Annotated in this window: 20 protein-coding genes; 1 reads left to right on the top strand and 19 read right to left on the bottom strand. The window is 33.5% G+C overall.

The genetic code is table 11. The features are described from left to right. Position 1 precedes the first annotated feature (1 nt). Genes EL158_RS01815 through mqnP form a run of 15 tightly spaced genes read right to left on the bottom strand, consistent with a single transcriptional unit; the run spans position 2 to position 10,111 of the window. Complete coding sequence (locus EL158_RS01815; protein ID WP_027303929.1) at positions 2 to 1,204, bottom strand: LL-diaminopimelate aminotransferase; 1,203 nt, start codon at positions 1,202 to 1,204, stop codon at positions 2 to 4. A 2-nt stretch (positions 1,205 to 1,206) separates the two neighbouring features. After that, complete coding sequence (locus tag EL158_RS01810) at positions 1,207 to 2,010, bottom strand: hypothetical protein (protein ID WP_034955859.1); 804 nt, start codon at positions 2,008 to 2,010, stop codon at positions 1,207 to 1,209. Position 2,011: 1 nt separating this feature from the next. Next, positions 2,012 to 2,953: a RodZ family helix-turn-helix domain-containing protein gene (locus EL158_RS01805; protein WP_027303927.1), complete on the bottom strand. Its 942-nt coding sequence runs from the start codon at positions 2,951 to 2,953 to the stop codon at positions 2,012 to 2,014. Further along, positions 2,940 to 3,629 (bottom strand): 23S rRNA (guanosine(2251)-2'-O)-methyltransferase RlmB, encoded by a 690-nt coding sequence (gene rlmB / locus EL158_RS01800; RefSeq protein ID WP_027303926.1) that lies wholly within the window; start codon positions 3,627 to 3,629, stop codon positions 2,940 to 2,942. Before rlmB ends, EL158_RS01805 begins: the two co-directional genes overlap by 14 nt. Continuing rightward, on the bottom strand, positions 3,630 to 4,463 hold the full coding sequence (gene rsmI / locus EL158_RS01795; protein ID WP_027303925.1) for a 16S rRNA (cytidine(1402)-2'-O)-methyltransferase: 834 nt from the start codon (positions 4,461 to 4,463) through the stop codon (positions 3,630 to 3,632). It lies immediately after the preceding gene. 1 nt (position 4,464) lies between these two features. After that, positions 4,465 to 4,665 carry a 50S ribosomal protein L31 gene (gene rpmE / locus EL158_RS01790; RefSeq protein WP_004276113.1) on the bottom strand — a complete coding sequence of 67 codons (201 nt, stop codon included), beginning with the start codon at positions 4,663 to 4,665 and terminating at the stop codon, positions 4,465 to 4,467. Positions 4,666 to 4,711: 46 nt separating this feature from the next. Further along, on the bottom strand, positions 4,712 to 5,386 hold the full coding sequence (locus tag EL158_RS01785) for a 16S rRNA (uracil(1498)-N(3))-methyltransferase (RefSeq protein ID WP_027303924.1): 675 nt from the start codon (positions 5,384 to 5,386) through the stop codon (positions 4,712 to 4,714). Then, a complete protein-coding gene (locus tag EL158_RS01780) occupies positions 5,367 to 5,783 on the bottom strand; it encodes a hypothetical protein (protein ID WP_027303923.1) in 417 nt (138 codons plus the stop codon). The genes EL158_RS01785 and EL158_RS01780 overlap by 20 nt, the downstream gene beginning before the upstream one ends. Continuing rightward, positions 5,783 to 5,965: a hypothetical protein gene (locus EL158_RS01775; protein ID WP_027303922.1), complete on the bottom strand. Its 183-nt coding sequence runs from the start codon at positions 5,963 to 5,965 to the stop codon at positions 5,783 to 5,785. The genes EL158_RS01780 and EL158_RS01775 overlap by 1 nt, the downstream gene beginning before the upstream one ends. After that, positions 5,965 to 6,546 carry a 6-pyruvoyl trahydropterin synthase family protein gene (locus EL158_RS01770; RefSeq protein ID WP_027303921.1) on the bottom strand — a complete coding sequence of 194 codons (582 nt, stop codon included), beginning with the start codon at positions 6,544 to 6,546 and terminating at the stop codon, positions 5,965 to 5,967. Before EL158_RS01770 ends, EL158_RS01775 begins: the two co-directional genes overlap by 1 nt. Next, positions 6,543 to 7,286, bottom strand: a complete 744-nt coding sequence (locus tag EL158_RS01765) for a 7-carboxy-7-deazaguanine synthase QueE (protein ID WP_027303920.1) — start codon at positions 7,284 to 7,286, stop codon at positions 6,543 to 6,545. Before EL158_RS01765 ends, EL158_RS01770 begins: the two co-directional genes overlap by 4 nt. Next, positions 7,287 to 8,249: a GTP 3',8-cyclase MoaA gene (gene moaA / locus EL158_RS01760; protein WP_027303919.1), complete on the bottom strand. Its 963-nt coding sequence runs from the start codon at positions 8,247 to 8,249 to the stop codon at positions 7,287 to 7,289. Then, positions 8,249 to 8,758 carry a DUF6115 domain-containing protein gene (locus EL158_RS01755; RefSeq protein WP_027303918.1) on the bottom strand — a complete coding sequence of 170 codons (510 nt, stop codon included), beginning with the start codon at positions 8,756 to 8,758 and terminating at the stop codon, positions 8,249 to 8,251. The genes moaA and EL158_RS01755 overlap by 1 nt, the downstream gene beginning before the upstream one ends. Continuing rightward, positions 8,751 to 9,245: a hypothetical protein gene (locus EL158_RS01750; RefSeq protein WP_126361389.1), complete on the bottom strand. Its 495-nt coding sequence runs from the start codon at positions 9,243 to 9,245 to the stop codon at positions 8,751 to 8,753. The genes EL158_RS01755 and EL158_RS01750 overlap by 8 nt, the downstream gene beginning before the upstream one ends. Continuing rightward, positions 9,236 to 10,111, bottom strand: a complete 876-nt coding sequence (gene mqnP, locus EL158_RS01745; protein ID WP_027303916.1) for a menaquinone biosynthesis prenyltransferase MqnP — start codon at positions 10,109 to 10,111, stop codon at positions 9,236 to 9,238. Before mqnP ends, EL158_RS01750 begins: the two co-directional genes overlap by 10 nt. A gap of 65 nt (positions 10,112 to 10,176) precedes the next feature. On the opposite strand from mqnP, the gene miaA reads away from it, so the two are divergent. After that, positions 10,177 to 11,037, top strand: a complete 861-nt coding sequence (gene miaA, locus EL158_RS01740; RefSeq protein WP_027303915.1) for a tRNA (adenosine(37)-N6)-dimethylallyltransferase MiaA — start codon at positions 10,177 to 10,179, stop codon at positions 11,035 to 11,037. On the opposite strand, the gene EL158_RS01735 is transcribed toward miaA, so the two are convergent. The 4 genes from EL158_RS01735 to nuoL are packed head-to-tail and all read right to left on the bottom strand — an operon-like array spanning position 11,030 to position 18,073. Further along, positions 11,030 to 13,396: a DUF7494 domain-containing protein gene (locus EL158_RS01735; protein WP_027303914.1), complete on the bottom strand. Its 2,367-nt coding sequence runs from the start codon at positions 13,394 to 13,396 to the stop codon at positions 11,030 to 11,032. The genes miaA and EL158_RS01735 overlap by 8 nt on opposite strands. 20 nt (positions 13,397 to 13,416) lie before the next feature. After that, a complete protein-coding gene (locus tag EL158_RS01730; protein WP_027303913.1) occupies positions 13,417 to 14,811 on the bottom strand; it encodes an NADH-quinone oxidoreductase subunit N in 1,395 nt (464 codons plus the stop codon). After that, on the bottom strand, positions 14,804 to 16,282 hold the full coding sequence (locus EL158_RS01725) for an NADH-quinone oxidoreductase subunit M (RefSeq protein WP_027303912.1): 1,479 nt from the start codon (positions 16,280 to 16,282) through the stop codon (positions 14,804 to 14,806). The genes EL158_RS01730 and EL158_RS01725 overlap by 8 nt, the downstream gene beginning before the upstream one ends. Next, positions 16,283 to 18,073, bottom strand: a complete 1,791-nt coding sequence (nuoL, locus tag EL158_RS01720; protein WP_027303911.1) for an NADH-quinone oxidoreductase subunit L — start codon at positions 18,071 to 18,073, stop codon at positions 16,283 to 16,285.

The raw sequence follows: 18,073 nt of genomic DNA, 5'->3' as shown, positions 1-18,073 counted from the left end.
TTTAATCTTTTAAAAATTTCTTAATATTTCTCGCAGCTTGACGGATGCGATTTTCATTTTCTATTAAAGCAATTCTTACAAAATCATCTCCAGCCTCGCCAAATCCAAGTCCCGGACTTACAGCAACATTTGCTTTTTGTAAAAGTTGCTTAGAAAATTCCAAACTTTTTAAATGCCTCTTATTTTCAGGCAAACGCGCCCATATAAACATACTTGCCTTAGGTTTTTGCAAATTCCAACCAGCATTAGCAAAAGAATCGAGCAAAACATCTTTTCTTTTATCATAAATTTGACAAATTTCTTCTACGCATTTTTGATCGCCATCAAGTGCTATGGTAGCGGCGACTTGTATAGGTGTATACATACCATAATCAAACCAAGATTTAATTTTTTTAAGAGCGGCGATGAGGCGTTTATTTCCCACGACAAAGCCTACACGCCAACCTGCCATATTGTAAGATTTAGAAAGAGTATAGGTCTCCACAGCCACATCTTTAGCTCCTTCAACCTCCAAAATAGAAGGCGTTTGATACCCATCAAAGGTCAAATCCGCATAAGCAATATCGCTAATAATATAAAAACGCTCCTTCTTAGCCATAGCGACTAATCTTTCATAAAAGCTCTTTTCGCAAGTAATTGTTGTAGGATTATGCGGAAAATTCACAACCACATAACGCGCCCTTGGAACGCTTTCATAAAGCGCCTTATTAAGACTTTCAAAAAAAGCATTTTCATCAAGTTCAAAATGATCATTATAAAACAAAGGCATTTTAGTAACATTGCCCCCAGCGATGATAAAGGCTTGCGTGTGGATGGGATAAGCTGGAGTTGGCACTATGGCGACATCGCCTGGGTTTATCACAGCTCTTGCAAGATTGACAAAGCCCTCCTTACTTCCCATAGTCGCCACGACTTCACTGTCCGGGTCTAAATTGACGCTATATTTTCTTTTATACCAATTACAAATGGCTAAACGAAGCTTATAAATTCCCATAGAGGTCGAATAGCCCGAAGTCTTGTCCTTATTCGCACTTTCGCAAAGCTTATCGATGATATGCTGAGGGGTTTTACCATCTGGATTACCCATAGAAAAGTCTATAATGTCCTCTCCCGCTCTTCTTGCTGCCATTTTAATCGCATTAACCTCTGCGAAAACATAATTTGGAAGTCTTTCTATGGTATTAAAATGAATTTCGTCAAACATTTTTATCTCTTTAAAGTGATTTTTAAGCCTCTTTTGATATTGTCTAAATTATACATATCGCTGACTATTGCATAAACTGCGGCGTTTGGAACTGCTCCTGAAAAATGATTATTTTTCTTATCATTTTTAACCGCACTAATTAAATTTAAATTTTTATCCAAAAATAGAATTTTGATAAACCAAGAATCCGCCGCATTTGCCTCTATCTCCATACTCTTTGCTCCCTTAAGTGCAAAAACATAATCCCTCAAAGGCTTTTCCAAATTTTTCGTTACATTTAGGGTTAAATTGACATTTGTTTCAAGTTTAGCCTCGCTAAAATCAAGCTCATATTCATAATAATTTTTAGCACTTTGTCTAATATCTTCTATATAAACCGAATTTGTTTTCAAAATTCGGTAAAAAGTGCCGGGATCTAAGATGTATTGAGATTCTAATTGTATGGTGTAATCAATCTCACCCGCACTCAAGCTTAAATGCACAGGGATAAAATAAACATAACCAGCATCATTTAAAGCCTCATTAATAATCTTAAAAAACAAAACCGCATCACTTTTTGCTTTAAAATTGAGTTTTAAGGTTTGAGGACTTGGAAGAGTAAGATTTAATAAAGAATTTGTTTTTAATACTCTTAAAATGCGTTCGATGTCCAAATTTCCTCTATTATCATTAAATTCTTGATGGGAAAATAATAAAGAAATTTGACTATTTTTACTACTATCACCTACAATATTTTGTGCCAATTCTAAACTAGAAACCCCAAAAACACCCGTTACAAAACACACAATCAAACAAAAAATTCTCATCTTACCAGTCTTTGCCCTTGTTTAATTGCTTAAATTCTGCAGCACTAATGCTGGCAATCTTGCCGTCTTTAATCAAAAATCTCTTAGAAATTCCCGCAGGATAAGACTTTTCATTACCCTCCTCATCACTGACTACAAAGGCTGTGGCACCTGTTAAAATAAGCTGATCTTCATTTAAAGGAATTTCAAAATCGCTCTCCTTAACCCAAGTCATCTTTTTGCCAGTTTTAAGGTTAATCACACCTACCCAAACCTTACTATTGACCTTAAATTCAGCGACCTCTTTTAAAATTTTTTGCGAATTTAAATCCGTCTCCTCTAGCTTAGTTTGATTAACTTCGCTAGTATTATTTTCATTAATTAAAGAGGCGGTTTTTAAGCTCTCATTAGTGTCTTTAAGTTCTTCTTCAGGCTCTTTGCTTAAATTTTCTTGAGTCTTAGCACTTGTATTTATTTCATTTTCGCTTAAATTTTCCTCGCCCACAATTACAACGGAATTTTCAAGATTTTTTAAATTAAGCTCCGCCTCTTTTGCCGCATCTAAACTCATCGCACTCGCGAAGCTTTCCTCGCTTTTTAATAATTCTTTCAATGTATCAAAATAATAAATTCCAAGCCCCACAATAAAAGCAAACAAAACAATAACTACAATAGGTAAAATCGAGCCTTTATGACTATAAGAAGCAAGTGGTGGAGTTACTGTTTTGGTGATATGTAAAGAATCGGGCTGATTTTCACTTAAATACTGCTCAAGCTCCTCATTAAATTCCGTAAAATCAAGCTCATATTCACGCTCTAAAATTTTAATGAAACCCTTTACATTAAAGCGGATTAAGGTTTTAAAATCCTTTTCAATTAAAGCTTGTAAAAAATCCATTTCAATTTGCGTATTTGTCGAAACTTCTCTCAAATTTAAATCTTGTAATTTTTTATAATTTTGCATGCACTATCCTATCACAAAGTATTGCAAAAGCCGCACTGACATTAAGGCTATCAAAGTCATTTTGCATAGCTATACCAACGCACTCATCACACTTTTGAATAATTTTTGAGGACAATCCAAAGCCCTCACTTCCCATTATCAAAACCTTTTTACCTTTTGGAAAAGTAAGGTGATGAACTTCCCTACCTTTTCCATCGGCACCATAAAGCTTAAATTCCATTTGTTTAAGCTCATTTAATGCCGATAAGGCGTCATTGCTTAAACATATAGGCAAGTCAAGAGCCGCTCCACTACTAGAACGCACAATGCTCTCTTGTGCCAAATTTTTTCCTATAAAAAGCAAACCATCAACACCCAAAGCATAAGCCGTGCGTATGATAGCACCGATATTTCCCACATCGCTAATTCCACAAAGCATAACGATAAATTCGCTTTTTTTAAGCTCACAAAAAGGCACAAAGTCAAATTCTTTAATATCCATTAAAAAACCTTGATGATTTCCGCCCCTAGCTAAGGCTTGAGCACTTTTAAAATCTAGTTTTTTAATTTTAAATCCAGCTTTTGCTATCAAAGAAAATGTGGCTTTATCACACTCTTTTGCCAAGTAAAGCTCATTAATCATCTTTTTATGCTTTTGCAAAATGTAAAAAAATACTTGCTTTCCATAGACTATCATTTATTTTACCTCATTTTGACTTAAAAGCAGTTTTTGATAAAGCTCTTTTGAATTTTTTCCACTCATTTTAGCCAAAAGCTTACTTTTGATTTTTAAAGGCAAATCAAGCTTCAAAATATCACTCTCACAAAGCGAATTTGAAGAAAAATTTTGCGAAGATTTTGCCACGACTAAAACCCATTCGCCATTTAAATTTGCACCTTTCAACTCTTCAACAAGTTTTTCAGCCCTACTCCTAAAAGAAGTTTGAAATTTTTTACTAATCTCTTTCATCGCAAAAAGCTCTCTTTTTGGCTCAAGCTTTGCGATGGTTTGCACTAGGGCTAAAATGCGTGTGGGAGCTTCATAAATTATAGTGGGATAAGGATTTAAAAGTAAATTTTCTATCTCTTTTTGCCTTTGCTTACCCTTATTTGCTAAAAAGCCAAGAAAAATAAATTCTTTTTCGCACAAATTTGAGCTTACAAGTGCGACTAAAGCAGCATTTGCACCAGGTAAGACTTCGTAAAAAAGCTTATGTTTTAGAGCGAATTGAACAAGGGCAAAACCCGGATCGCTAATACCAGGCATCCCCGCATCACTTAAATACGCAACATTTTTTTCAAATAGCTTTAAATCAAGCTTTTCAAGCACTTCTTTTTCATTATGTGTATGTAAAGAAAGAATTTTTTGAGGTTTAATACAGGTCTTAAATCTTTCGTTTAGTAAGGTAATCAAATGCTTGCAAACTCTTGTATCTTCACAAAATACAATTTCACAAGCACTTAAAAGCTCCAAAGAGCGTAAGCTAATATCGCCTAAATTTCCTATGGGAGTAGGAATAAAATAAAGCATTTTACTGCATTGCGTATTTTTTCTTAAATTTCTCTACGCGTCCAGCGGCATCGACTATTTTTTCACTACCTGTGAAAAAAGGATGGCAATTTGAGCAAATATCTACCCTTAATTCAGCCTTATTAGACTTTGTAACAAAAGTGTTTCCACAAGCACAACTCACTTTGCATTCTACATATTCTGGGTGAAGTTCTTTTTTCATCATTTTTCCTTGAAATTTTTAAACAATAAGCTGTAATTATAATTGATTAACATAAAAGAAAGATAAAATTAAGCAAAATTTTCGACAAAACACCCAAAGCAGCACTTTGGCTTTTTAAAATAAAGGGCGAATTTAAAGCGATCTTATCCTTAATTCTCCTTCTTTCACTCTCGCTAAATCCTCCCTCAGCACCGACAAAATATAGCGTATCTTTATCAAATTCTTTTTTTTCGCCTTCAAAATCCACCAAAACAACCTTAGGATAAATTGCTAAAAAACTATCCACATTTTCATAAATTTCAATCCTCATCAAATCCCCTCTTCCACACTGCTGGCAAGAATTAATAAGAATTTTTTCAAGGCGTTTTTTATCAATTTTAAAATTTTTTTGCGAAAATTCGCAATAAACCAAAATAAGTTTTTCTAGTCCCATTTCATTAAAAAATGGCAAAATTTTTTCCACAATTTTAGGCTCTATCACGCCTAAAGCTAAATTAACTCCGCTTTTAAAAGTTAAATTTTCTTCTTGCGAGATAAGGCTTAAAACGCAACTATTTCTTTTTAAATCACTAATCCTATAAGTGTATAAAAAATCATCTTGCAAATTACGCAAATTGAGACTTTCGCCCTCTTTAACCCTTCTCACTTTAAGATGTAAAAACTCTTCTTTCTCTAAAAAAATAGAAGAATTTTTTGCCTCTTTATGATACAAAAATTGCATAATTTATATCAATAAAAGGTATCATAAGCAACAAAAGCTCAACAAGTAAAATCGCCAAAGAAGCCCATCTAAAACCAACATAACGCCTTACACTACGCGCTTTTTTAAATAAAACAAATTGAAAAATAGCCAAGGCTAAAATCAAAATCCAAATCAAAAGCATCACAAAAAAGCGTAAATTTGCCTCAAAACCCTTAAGCGCCCAAAGTAACAAGCCTGTAAATAAAGCAAGAGTTAAAAAAAGATAAAATACGGGTAAAAAGAGCCGGACTCTACGGATAAAAATAAATTCTGTTTTAAAATTTCCTTGCGTTAAACCAAGATAAAAAAGCATTAAAAACGCACTAGCATAAAGCGTATAAAGATGTAAAGCGAGAAAAAACTCATATCCTTGCATTAGCGTGCCTCATCTTCTACTGGCAAAGGAAGATTATTGTCATTTAATTCGGTCTTTTCGTCATTTTGTTCAATTTGCACCACTTCATCTTCAACACTTTTTTTGACTTCTTGTTCCTTTTCTGCACTACAAGCTGCCAAAAATAAAGCTAGAAATAAAATTAAAACGCCAAAAATCCTCATTATAACTCCTTAGGATTGATAAAAATATGAGTTCCACAAAGCTTTTCATAAAAGCTTTCATCACTCCACTCAGCCTTAATCGCCTTAGAAAATTCAATATCCTCTAATGAAATTTTAGGTAAAAATTCACTATAAGCATCTTCTCTAAAACCTTGCGCATAGCCCGTTCTCGTCTCGTGTATGATGATACTTTGAAGCTTTACGCCCCTTTCGCCATTTTGCATTTTTGTTTTTTCTAACAAAGCGTCAATTAAGACAAAAAACACACGACAAAAATTCTCCGCACTCACATTAACGGGCAAAAGCACCCAACGACTAGAATATCTTTGCATTTCCCTAAGATAAGCCTTATCATCATCTTTAAAAAGCGTAATAGCATGGTCAAAACTATCTACAATTTGCCTCATTTCATTTTTTAAAAGTCCAAAGTCATACACCATACCCGCATTATCTAAATACTTACTCTCAAGTAAAACTTCTATCTTATAAGAATGTCCGTGAATGCTAGTTTTGCAGCGTTTAGAAGAGCAAAATCTCACAATATGTGCATTTTCAAATTCAAACATTTTTCTTATAATCATACGCCTTCCTTATCTCCCCATAGCCTAATGTGCGTTCTATCCGAATAATTATAGCCATTTTTTAAGCAAAAATTAACCAAAGCAAGAGCATTTTTCTTGAGCCTTGCTTCGTTTTCTCCTAAAGGCATACAATAAACCTCATTTTTAACTACACTTAAAATTTCTTTAATTTCCTCTTCAGCCTTACTTAAAAATTCCTCTTCCAAAACAAATTTATAAAAACTCTTTTTTGCCTCTTTTTTAAAGGCTTTAAGGGCTTTGTAATTGAGCCTTTTTTCTTTTGAGACACCACTATTACTAAGCTTTACGCCAAGTGCAAAAATGCATTTTTTATATAAAGGATATTTTTTAAAATCGACCCTAATGCTTGCATTTGTTTCAAAATGCACCTCAAATTTAGCCTCTAATAAAAGCTTAATAAATTTTAAAAATTCGCTTTTTTTATGATGAAGTAAAGGCTCACCTCCCGTTATCACAATTATGGGCTTAAGGTCCTTAGCCATCTTTAGCACTCTTAAAAAAAGCTCTTTTGCATTTAAATTCTCATAAGTATTTTGATATTCTTTAGTAAAAACAGCCCTTAAAGTATCACAGCCCACAAGCTCCCTGTTCTCTTTTTGTTTTTTAACATTAAAGCCCACGCAATTAAAATTACACCCCGCAAAACGCACAAAAACAGCCAAACGCCCTGCAAATTTCCCCTCACCCTGTATGCTTAAAAAGCTCTCAACAACTTTCATTTAACCCCCAGTTTGATAAAAAGCACGCTTAGAAATTTGATTATCATTTAATCTCCACTCGTTTTTTTCGGGCTTATTTTCCAAGACTTTAATTAAAATTTGTAAAGCTTTTTCAATATCTTTTGAACGCATTGCCTCCTTAATGCTTAAGGCATCTTCGTGATATAAGCAAGGGATTAAAAGCCCCTCAGCACTCAATCTTATACGGTTACAACTTTTACAAAACGCATCGCTATGCGGGTCGATAATGCCAAATTCATAGCCACTTGCACTATATAAACTCACAGGAGCAAATTCAGCCTTTTTAATTAAAGAAATTTGATATTTTTGCGATAAAATGTCGATAATTTCGTCCTTTTTTAAACCTTTTAAAGCCCCGTAAGCGTGGATATTTTCCATAAATTCTATGAAGCGAATTTGCATTTTTTTATTTTTAGCAAATTCTAAAAGGGAAAGTAATTCATCATCATTTAAGCCCTTAAGCGCAACGGTATTTAATTTAACATTTAATCCAACTTCAATCGCCTCTTCAATACCAGCCAAAACAGAGCTTAAAACATCTTTTTGAGCGAGTTTTTTTGCTTTTTTAGAATCTAGCGTATCAAGAGAGATATTAATGCGGTCAAGCCCTGCATTTTTCAACTCTTTAGCGTAGTCTTTAAGCAAAAAGCCATTGCTCGTTAGGGCTAAATCAATATCATGTTTATAAGATCTTATCATCCTTACAAAAATGCTCAAATCCTTACGCAGTAAGGGTTCTCCACCACTTATGCGAATCTTTTTCACCCCTCTATCAATCAATTCTTTTACAAAAACAAACATCTCCTCAAAGCTTAAAATATCTTCTTTTGGCACATAGTCAAAAGGAATTTTAGGCATACAGTAAAGACAGCGAAAATTACACCTTTGTGTAACAGAAATGCGAAGATAAGTAATATGACGACCAAAACTATCAATTAACATTATTTTATAATCTTTTTAAATTTAAGCACTAACTCAACATTACCCGTGCCTATTCTTAAATCTTTAGCGATTTGCTCTATGCTCTTGCCCTCTTTAAACAAATCGATGATTTTTTGCTCTTCGGCATCATAATTTGGCGTGAGTTTCGTGATACTTTGTGCCTTTTGCTCTAGGCTTAAAAGCCTTTCTTGCTGTTCATTTTGAAACTGCTCGATAATATGCTCCATACCCTGCAAACTTTTTAAAATCGGTAAAATTTTATTCGCTACTTCTTTTTCTAGTAAAATTTGCATTTCATTTCTCAAAAGCTCGTTGTTATACTCCTCATCAAAAGCATCGCGGCTTAAAAGCTCTTTTTTGACATAATGAAGTTCCTTACTCATATCCTCCACAACACTTTCAAATTTTGATAATTTAAGGCTTTGCTCCTTGTCTTTAAGATACATATAAGCGACAATGGCTGCAAATAAAATCACAATAAACACCAAATAAAGCAATTCTTCACCCATAACTAGCTTCCTTTTTTTCTCTAATTGCATTTCTTTGAATTTCAACCACAAAAGCATTATAAGAAATTAAATCCTCTGGCTTGATTTTAGTAATTTTAGCTAAATTTTCACTTTGTGCTTTAAAAAAGAAGGCTATTTTTTGATGATTTAACTCAAATCTTGCATAATAATTTTTACCGCTTTCAAGCATATTTTCTAAAAATTCTAAATATTCAAAATTTAAAGCCTTAATGTGCGTTTTGTATTTTAAAGCAAGTAGTTCTTCTTGGCGGAAGAGATGATTTTCTATACGGATAATATCTTCTTTAAGGCTTAAAAGTAAGTCAAAAATAACCTTTTCGCTTTCCTCAAAATCAACTTTATAAATGAGTTTTTTCCATTTTACTAATTTGGAATTGATGTTGATATTTGCATATTCACTTAAAATTTCACTTTTACTTTCATCAAATTCTATCTTAAATCTTGTTTGAAATAAGCTCATCTCCATAATAAATCCACCAATACAAAAATGAAAAACACCACGCTTAAATAGCCATTTAAGGTAAAAAATGCTCTATCAATGTGAGCAAAATTCTTACGCACAATCAAATGCTCCGCCATTAAAATAGCTCCGCAAATCAACACCCCAAAAAAAGCTAATCCTCCAAGTGGTGCCACCCACACAAACAAAAGCCAAAAAAGCGTAGCTAAAAAATGGCAAAAAGCCGAGATAAAAAGAGTGGCATTTGCTCCAAATTTCGCAGGAACAGAGTGCAAACCGACCTTTTTATCATACTCCATATCTTGCAAGGAATAAAGTAGATCAAAACCAGCCGTCCAAAAAGTAACACCTAAACATAAAATCACACTAAAAAGATGAATTTCACCTAAAACAATAATGCTCCCAGCCACAGGCGCAAGTCCCAAGCAAAAGCCTAAAACTAAATGTGCCAAAGAGCTAAAGCGTTTAAAAGCCGAATAAAATGCTAATAAAAAAAGCACAGGAAAAGAAAGATAAAAGGCAAGAGGATTAATAAAATAAGAACAAACTATGAAAACAAGAGCATTTACAAGGATAAATCCCCAAACACTCATCTTACCGATACGACCGCTAATATTAGGGCGGTCTTTGCAGCGAGGATTGTCTTTATCGATATCCTCATCCATTAAGCGATTGGTAGCCATAGCGAAATTTCTAGCACTCACCGCACAAATAATACCCAAAATCAAAGCACTAAAACCAAACCAAACACTATCATTTTTAAGCTTAGAAGCGACTATCATCGCACTTAATAAAAAAGGTAGGGCAAAAATAGAATGCTTAAATACCACAAGCTCCAAAATATCTTTAATTTTTATCCACAACACACTCATTTTTAGCCTTTAAATTTTTGCTATAATTTTACTCAAAATAAATAAATTTTTAGGAAAAAATGACTATGTTTTTTGAATTTGCACTCATAGGCACCACAGCTAGCGGAAAAACAGCCCTTGCAAATGCTCTTGCCTTAAAATTTAATGCCGTCATTTTAAGCCTTGATAGCCTTTGCGTGTATAAAGAAATCAACATCGCAAACGCAAAAGTAGAAAAAGAAATTTTAGAAAAAATAGATTATTTTGGGGTTAATCTTTTGAGCGTTTGGGAGCATTTTAATGTGGGTTTGTTTATCAAAGAGTATCAAAAAGCCAAAGAATTTGCTAAAAATAGGCAAAAACCCCTTATCATCACAGGTGGAACAAGTTTTTATCTTAAAACGATGATGGAAGGACTAAGTGATAAGGTAGAGGAGGTGGAAACAAAACTTAATAATAGTGAAATTTACACACTTTGCCTACAAATAGACCCTGAATTTAAGGTGGCTCAAAATGATAGTTATCGCCTTAAAAAATGGCTAAATATTTATGAAAGCACAAAAGAAATTCCTAGCAAATTTTTACAAAGAACAAAAAAAGAAGGCATTTTAAAAGAACTTGAAATTTATGAATTGTGCTGGGATAAAGAAGAGCTTACAAAAAACATACGAAAACGCACAAAACTTATGCTAAAACAAGGCTTAATCGAAGAAGCTAGGGAGCTTTTTACACGCTTTGATGCAAATTTAAAGCCACTAAATTCCATAGGGCTAAAAGAGTGTAAGGCATATTTAAATGATGAAATTTCGCTTAAAGAGCTTGAAATCCTCATCAATACCCACACCGCACAACTTGCTAAAAGACAAAGAACCTTTAATAAAAAATTCCAAAGCACACCCCTTAGCTTTCATCAAGCTTTTGAGTTTTTAAGCAATAAATTCAATTAGTCAAAAGAGCATTTTTCTCTCTGCATAAATTTTGCCAATTTGACGAGCCACTAAGCTCCAAACATTCTTTAAGGCTTTGTTTTTGAGCATTTGTATCCTTTAAACTTTCATAAATTTGACTTCTTATATAAAGTGCTCTTGCCTTATCACTAGGACTTAACTTAAGCTTGATTAAATCTTTTAAAAGCTCTAAAGCTTTGTCAAATTCGGCATTTTTTTGCAGGGTTTCTAGGTAGATAAATTCCAAATTAGGGCTGAAAAGATTAATTCCCTTGTAATTTTGATAATCAATAGCCTTAGGTGCGTAAGTTAAAATCGTAGTCGTCATATCTTTATCTTTAGCGTAAGAAATCAACTCATCATAAGCTTCAACCATAGTAAAATTCATAGGAAAACTTTCTAAAATTTGCAAAATTTTAATGGCGTCATTGTAGTGATTTAGGCGTAAAAGTGAAACAAATTGTAAATAATATGCCCTAAATTCCTCCTCCTCATTTTTTAAAACTTTAGAACCACTAATCTCCTTTGCCAAGTCTATACTTTGGGTATATTGCTTATTATCAAAATAAATTTGTGCCTTTTGAAGATGATAGAAAATGCTATCCTCGTGAGCGTTTTTATCGATATATTCTAAAGCTTTGTTAATCTTAGAAGTTCTTTGCAGACAAGCTAACATTTGCTTTTTATTTTCTATTTTTTGTCCTATTTCATAAATGCTAAATTGCGTAAAAATCTTCACAGCCTCAATACACTCATCTTTTTTAAGATTTGCTTTTAATTCCTCAATAGCCGCCATTTCCAAAAATTTAGTAGCATTAGGCAACTTACTTTCTTCAATAATATTTTTATAAGCTAAAACAGCAGGATAATTTTTCTCCTCAAAATAAAGCTTAACATCTTCATCTAAGGCTTTACGAGCTATACTTTCATCTTTAAGCTCATATTCCTTCATCAAATCTTTATAACGCGTGTGTAAAAGTGTGGCATTATTATCCCCCACAGCAAAAAACACTTCATCGCTAGCTTTTTTAATGGAGTCTAAATATTTGCCATCGTGGTATTCATTAAGATACAAATCAATATAGTGTTTGGCTTCATTAGGCTTTGCATTTTGTGCTAAAGAAAGGGCTAAATTTTTCAAGGTTTCTTCGTAGCGTTCGTCAATTCTAGGCATTTTAGAAAAAGCGTGCAAATAAATTTGCGAACTCATATCATAATCTTTTATCGCATAAAATAGCTTGGCAAGTTCTAAAGAGCGCGTAAGATCTTTACTAAAATAACTTGCATTAGCCTTTAAAATCGTATTTGTAAATTCTCTAGCCTTAAAAGCATTATGATTTGATAAATAATCCTTAGCCAAAGCCATAGCCGCTCTTGAGGCGAGGTCTAAATTGTCCGTATTAAAATAAATATCCTCATAAATTTTAATCGCTCTATCTTTTTCATTAAGATGATAGATATAATCGGCATATTCAAGACGAGAGAGCTGAGTAAAATTATTTTTAGGAAGCTCATTTTCTAAAATAGACATTGTATAATCTACATCTTTTCTCTGCGAAAGTGCTATATAAGTCTTAAGCATAATATGTAAAATTTCTGCGTAATTTTTATCACTTGTGAAAGTTCTCGTGTAAGTTTTAATCTCATCGATCATTTTTTCTAAGCTTTGTTGGTCTCTAATGCTTGGATTTTGCGTATAAATTTCACTTTGCGCTCTAAGCTTATAAAGCATAAACTCGTTCATAAAAATGCTACCCTTATAACGCATTATGGCATTTTGCGCATCGGTGATCACTTGCATAAAATTGCTCTTTTCAAATTCATTTTTAATACGCAAATAGGTATTAATATCCGCACTTTGCGGGATAATCACGGGGTCTGAGTTTAAATCAAGTGCTCCTACAAATGGTAAGGTTTCGTGTGGGAAAACAATGTCAAAATTCAAGCCATCATCTATATGATGCATAGCCATTTGATGCGAAAAGACAAAGGTAAAGCCCTTAGAACGATGTGAATTTAAAACGCTTAATTCTTTATCTTCATAAATATTTTGAGAAAGATTAAACATTTTTGCATTAATTTTTGGGATAATAAACATTTTAATTTTTTGTTCTTCTTTTTGAAATTTAAGGTCAAAAAGGGCGAAATTTTGATTTTTCAATTCATTATTTACCACGCCCATAATTTCACATTCAAAAAAAAGCTTTGCCTCGCTTATTTTTTGCATACAAGTAAAAGGTTCGTCATTTTTAGCGTGTAAAACTGCAAAAGGCTCACTCTCCTCGCGACCGGAATTAAGAACAAGCTCAAAAGAAAATGCTAAAGAAATGCCAAAAAATAATAAAATTAAAATTCTCATATAAAATTATAACAAAACTCTTATAACATCAACAATAAGGCAAAAACATTTACAATAACACAAAGTGCTAAGGCTAATTTTTGCTCCCATTTTAAATCTTTACAAAGCTCTTTTTCTGTAACCTTTTCTCTCATAAAAAAAGCATAAATTATAATTTTTAAATAATTATAAAGCATTAATACAGAAGCCAAAGCCACAAAAAGTGCCAAATACGCCAAATCGTTTTCCACCAAAGATTTTAGCACCATAAATTTGCCCCAAAAAAGTCCAAAAGGAGGAATTCCAGCCAAAGAAAGCGCACAAAGCCCCAAAGCAAAAGCTAAAAATGGCTTAACATTTAACAGAGAATTTAAGGTCTCAAAAGAACTTTTTTGCAAAGTGCTTAAGATTAGAAAAACGCCATAATTTGCAAAAGCAAATAAGATCCAATAGCCAAAAACCACCCAAAATACAAAATTTAAATCATCTCCCAATTTAAAACTTAACATAGGCACAAGTGCGACCAATACAAAAGAAGAATGGACCACAGAAGAATAGGCAAACATCTTCTTCACATCATTTTGACTTAAAGCTGCCAATGAAGCGACTATCATAGAAAAAACAGCTAAAATAGCGATAATAGTGCCAAATTCTGCATAATTGAAAAAATCAAAAAGTCTTATAAGCACAGCAAACATTGCTATTTTAGGCACAACAGAAATAAAGGCAACCAAATTAGAATGACTAGCATAGTACACATCGCGTAACCAAAAATGAAAAGGAGCTAAAGAGAGTTTAATGGCACAAAGAACAAAAATAAGCACCCCAGCACTCAAAAGCCAAATGTCCTTTGATCCACCATTTAAACTTAAAGATAGGTCAAATTTTCCCATTTTAAAATAAATAAAAGCACAAGCTAAAACGAAAAATCCACTCCCCACAGCCGCAACACTAAAATACTTAAGTGCCGATGAGATAGCATTACGACTTCCCTGCATCGCAATAAGTGTGTAAAGAGCTAAAGAAGAAGCCTCAAGTCCTATGAAAATCAAAAGTAAATTTGAGCTTGAAACCATAAGCATTAAAGAAGCAATCATAAATAAAAACAAAGCATAAAATTCGCCAATATGATCCTTTTTGTCCATTAAAAGATATAAAAAAGAAAAAAGCAAAATCACACATTGCGCATAAAAGGCGATAATGTCATTATTTAAAGTGCCTAAAAAAGCATTTGAGTTAAAACCAAAGGCATTAACATTAGAAAGCTCTAAAAAAAAACTAGCCATTAAGGCTAAAAGACTCAAAGCGGCATAAAAATTTGCCTTAAATCGGTAAAAAGCCGAGCAAAGTAATAAAATAATAGCCGCAGCAATTAAGAGTAAAAAAGGATAGGCTAATTCGACATTTAAATCAACTCCATTTAAAAATTCACTCATCTTGCCCTCCTACTAAAAAATTCACACTTTTTTGTTCCAAAGCCCTTAAATGCATCATTTCTTGTAAAGATTTAGCTTCATCTTGCAAGGGTTTTAATAAAATATTTGGAGCTATACCTAGATAAAAAATCAAAGCAACAATAGGGATTAAAGCTAAAATTTCTCGCATTTTAAGTCCAAAACTAGCAATTTCACCTTCTTTTTGCATAAAAAAGATCTTTCTAAACACTGCTAACATATAAATCGCACCTAAAATCACCACAAGCCCTGCAAATAAAGCTAAGAAAATGTTAATCTTAGCTAAGGCTAAAAGCACCAAAAACTCTCCCACAAAAGATATAGTCAAAGGCAAAGACACGCTAGCAAGTAAAACTAAAGCAAAGAAAATCGCAAAACCAGGAGCTTTAAGCGATAGGGAGTGAAGCTTATTAAGCTCACTGGTGCCGTATTTTTTCACCAAAAGATGTGCTAATAAAAATAAAGTCCCTGTAACCAAGCCGTGAGCAAACATATAAAAAACAGCTCCACTAATCCCCAAAGTGCTAAAAGTAAAAATTCCAGCCACCATAATGCCAATATGAGAAATCGAACTATAAGCGATAAGCTCTTTTAAATCTCTCGTTTTAAAAGCTATCATCGCACAATAGACAACGCTAATCACACATAAAACTAGCACAAAAGGCATTAAATAAACGCTTGCATCAGGAAAAAGCGGTAGGCAAAATTGCAAAAAGCCAAAAGGTGCCATTTTAAAGGCTACAAGCATAACAGATACTAAAATAGGCGAATTTGCATAAACCTTAGGCGCCCAAGTGTGTAAAGGAAATAAAGGTGCTTTAATCGCAAAAGCGATGAAAAAGGCTAAGAAAAGCACGATTTGCTCTAAAAGTGGCGTGACGGAGACATTATTTTTCCAAATTTCTAAGTCAAAGGTGAAAATTCCTAAAACTTGCTGGGTTAAAGAAGCTTGATAAAGTATGGCTACAAGCATTAAAATAGAACCTGCAAAGGCATAAATGAAAAATTTAATCCCCGCTTTAAAATCCTTACCATAAACACCCAAAATGTAAAGCAAAGGCAAGAGGGAAAATTCCCAAAAGATATAAAAAAGCAAGGCATCTTGTGCGCTAAAAAGCCCCATCATCGCAAATTCTAAGAAGAAAATCGCACTGACAATAGCTTTATTTTCAATCTTTAAAAACAAGAAGCTTAAAAAAATCATCAAAGAGCAAAGCAGCATCAAACTCAACGATATAGCACTAACACCGATGTGAAAACTGAAAAATTTCGCAAAGCCTAGGCTAAAATGACTCTCAAAGCTCACGCCCTGCAAAAAATCGAAAAAAATTTGCAAATTAAGTCCTAAAATAAGCAAACTTGCCACAACGCTAAAAATTTTAATCCCGCCACGCCCTAAAAAAAAGCTTAAAAAAGCGACCAATAAAGGAAAGAAAATTAAAATATTTAACATTTAAACCCCCCATACCAAAAGAAGTAAAACCACAAAAGCTCCTACTATAAAATAAAGCATTAAGTTAAGGCTATTAGGCATAAGAATTGCTTGTGAAATTCTTAAGACAAAAGCACAAATTCCACGCACAAAGGCATCTAAAACCTTTACATCAAATTTTCTTGCAAGCTCACAAAACAAATCATATTTTGCTACTAGAAAATGATGATAAAAACGCGGGATAAAATAGTCATTTTGCAAAAGCTTATATATGCTTTTTTGTTCGATACTTTCTTTAAACCACGCTCTACGATAAGCAATAATAGCCAAAAGCACACCAAGCACCGCAGCAACACTTGCTAAAATCATCACTAAGCCATTTTGTGCGTCAATAAAAACAAGCTTAGTGCTAAGATATTCCAAAAAGCCATGCTCAAAAAAACCAGAAATAAGAGCTAAAATCACCAAAGGACTCATAGCGAAAAGGGCGATTTTACTTGCTTCGTGCGGATGTGCATAATGTCTTTTAGGCGTAAAAAAGACAAGCATTAAAAGTCTAAAACTATAAAAAGCTGTCATAAAAGCAGCAATTAAAAGCGTTAAAAAAATGCCGTGATGAAAGGATATAAAGGCATAACCCAAAATCAAATCCTTAGAGAAAAAACCTGCCAAAGGATAAATTCCTGCCAAAGCCAAAGAAGCAATAGTCATAAAAATGGCAGTGATTTTTAAGGGCTTAGCCAATCCACCCATTTTTTTAATATCAAGCTCATCGTTCATCGCGTGCATAACATTACCAGCGCCTAAGAAAAGTAAAGATTTAAAAAAGGCGTGTGTGCCTAAGTGAAATAAAGCTAAAGCATAAGCACCAAGTCCAGCCGCTACAAACATATAACCAAGCTGTGAAAGAGTAGAATAGGCAATAATGCGTTTTAAATCTCTAGTCACTAGAGCCATAGAAGCGGCAAAAAGTGCCACAAAAGCACCCAAAATGGCGATAATGTAACCCACTTCAGGAACAAGGTCATAAATCCCCCCAGCTCTAATCACCAAATAAACCCCAGCCGTTACCATAGTCGCAGCGTGAATAAGTGCTGAAACAGGTGTAGGACCTGCCATAGCATCGGCTAGCCAAGTATGAAGTGGAAATTGTGCTGACTTTCCCATAGCACCGATGAAAAGGCAACTTGCTATGAGTATTAAAGCACCATGGTCAAGGCTACTAGCCATAACAAAAACTTCGCTATATTTGAGTGTGCCAACTTGCAAATAAAGCCAAAAAATTCCAAGCAGCATGCCCAAATCAGCGATTCTATTCATAATAAAGGCTTCATTTGCCGCGAAGGAATATTTATCATTATGATACCAAAAGCCAATGAGTAACCAAGAGCAAAGCCCAACGCCCTCCCAACCGACAAAAAGTCCCAAGAAATTATCACTCATCACTAAAAAAAGCATAGAAAAAACAAAAAGTCCAAGATAGGCAAAAAATTTATTAAAACCATCGTCTTTTTCCATATAAAAAATACTATAAAAATGCACACAAGTTGCCACTATACCAACAACACTCATCATACTTAAAGAGACAGCATCAATGTCAAAGCCAAAATTTACACCCACAAACCATTCAAAAAGCGTAATATTAAAACTCGCATCTTTAAAAAATAAAATTAAAGAGCAAATCGCACTTAAAGCAATGAGCAAAGAACAAATAAAGCCAAGCAAAATACTTCTTTGCCTTAAAGCAAAAATACTAGCAAACAAAAAGGATACAAAAGGCGCAAAAAGGGAAATTAAGGCTAAATTTTGCAT

Source organism: Campylobacter upsaliensis (assembly GCF_900637395.1).
Lineage (GTDB): Bacteria > Campylobacterota > Campylobacteria > Campylobacterales > Campylobacteraceae > Campylobacter_D > Campylobacter_D upsaliensis.
Note: the sequence above shows the minus strand (reverse complement) of the source record. Positions and strands in the feature narration are given on the sequence as shown.

What these genes read in the sequence shown, in the direction of transcription:
- mqnP (WP_027303916.1), bottom strand. Translation starts at nt 10,111, where the DNA reads ATGAGTGTGTTGTGGATAAAAATTAAAGATATTTTGGAGCTTGTGGTA.
- EL158_RS01750 (WP_126361389.1), bottom strand. Translation starts at nt 9,245, where the DNA reads ATGGAGATGAGCTTATTTCAAACAAGATTTAAGATAGAATTTGATGAA.
- rlmB (WP_027303926.1), bottom strand. Translation starts at nt 3,629, where the DNA reads ATGATAGTCTATGGAAAGCAAGTATTTTTTTACATTTTGCAAAAGCAT.
- EL158_RS01815 (WP_027303929.1), bottom strand. Translation starts at nt 1,204, where the DNA reads ATGTTTGACGAAATTCATTTTAATACCATAGAAAGACTTCCAAATTAT.
- EL158_RS01735 (WP_027303914.1), bottom strand. Translation starts at nt 13,396, where the DNA reads ATGAGAATTTTAATTTTATTATTTTTTGGCATTTCTTTAGCATTTTCT.
- moaA (WP_027303919.1), bottom strand. Translation starts at nt 8,249, where the DNA reads ATGTTAATTGATAGTTTTGGTCGTCATATTACTTATCTTCGCATTTCT.
- EL158_RS01780 (WP_027303923.1), bottom strand. Translation starts at nt 5,783, where the DNA reads ATGCAAGGATATGAGTTTTTTCTCGCTTTACATCTTTATACGCTTTAT.
- nuoL (WP_027303911.1), bottom strand. Translation starts at nt 18,073, where the DNA reads ATGCAAAATTTAGCCTTAATTTCCCTTTTTGCGCCTTTTGTATCCTTT.
- EL158_RS01785 (WP_027303924.1), bottom strand. Translation starts at nt 5,386, where the DNA reads ATGCAATTTTTGTATCATAAAGAGGCAAAAAATTCTTCTATTTTTTTA.
- EL158_RS01805 (WP_027303927.1), bottom strand. Translation starts at nt 2,953, where the DNA reads ATGCAAAATTATAAAAAATTACAAGATTTAAATTTGAGAGAAGTTTCG.
- rpmE (WP_004276113.1), bottom strand. Translation starts at nt 4,665, where the DNA reads ATGAAAAAAGAACTTCACCCAGAATATGTAGAATGCAAAGTGAGTTGT.
- EL158_RS01755 (WP_027303918.1), bottom strand. Translation starts at nt 8,758, where the DNA reads ATGGGTGAAGAATTGCTTTATTTGGTGTTTATTGTGATTTTATTTGCA.
- EL158_RS01770 (WP_027303921.1), bottom strand. Translation starts at nt 6,546, where the DNA reads ATGATTATAAGAAAAATGTTTGAATTTGAAAATGCACATATTGTGAGA.
- EL158_RS01775 (WP_027303922.1), bottom strand. Translation starts at nt 5,965, where the DNA reads ATGAGGATTTTTGGCGTTTTAATTTTATTTCTAGCTTTATTTTTGGCA.
- EL158_RS01725 (WP_027303912.1), bottom strand. Translation starts at nt 16,282, where the DNA reads ATGTTAAATATTTTAATTTTCTTTCCTTTATTGGTCGCTTTTTTAAGC.
- miaA (WP_027303915.1), top strand. Translation starts at nt 10,177, where the DNA reads ATGTTTTTTGAATTTGCACTCATAGGCACCACAGCTAGCGGAAAAACA.
- EL158_RS01765 (WP_027303920.1), bottom strand. Translation starts at nt 7,286, where the DNA reads ATGAAAGTTGTTGAGAGCTTTTTAAGCATACAGGGTGAGGGGAAATTT.
- EL158_RS01810 (WP_034955859.1), bottom strand. Translation starts at nt 2,010, where the DNA reads ATGAGAATTTTTTGTTTGATTGTGTGTTTTGTAACGGGTGTTTTTGGG.
- EL158_RS01730 (WP_027303913.1), bottom strand. Translation starts at nt 14,811, where the DNA reads ATGAGTGAATTTTTAAATGGAGTTGATTTAAATGTCGAATTAGCCTAT.
- rsmI (WP_027303925.1), bottom strand. Translation starts at nt 4,463, where the DNA reads ATGCTTTATTTTATTCCTACTCCCATAGGAAATTTAGGCGATATTAGC.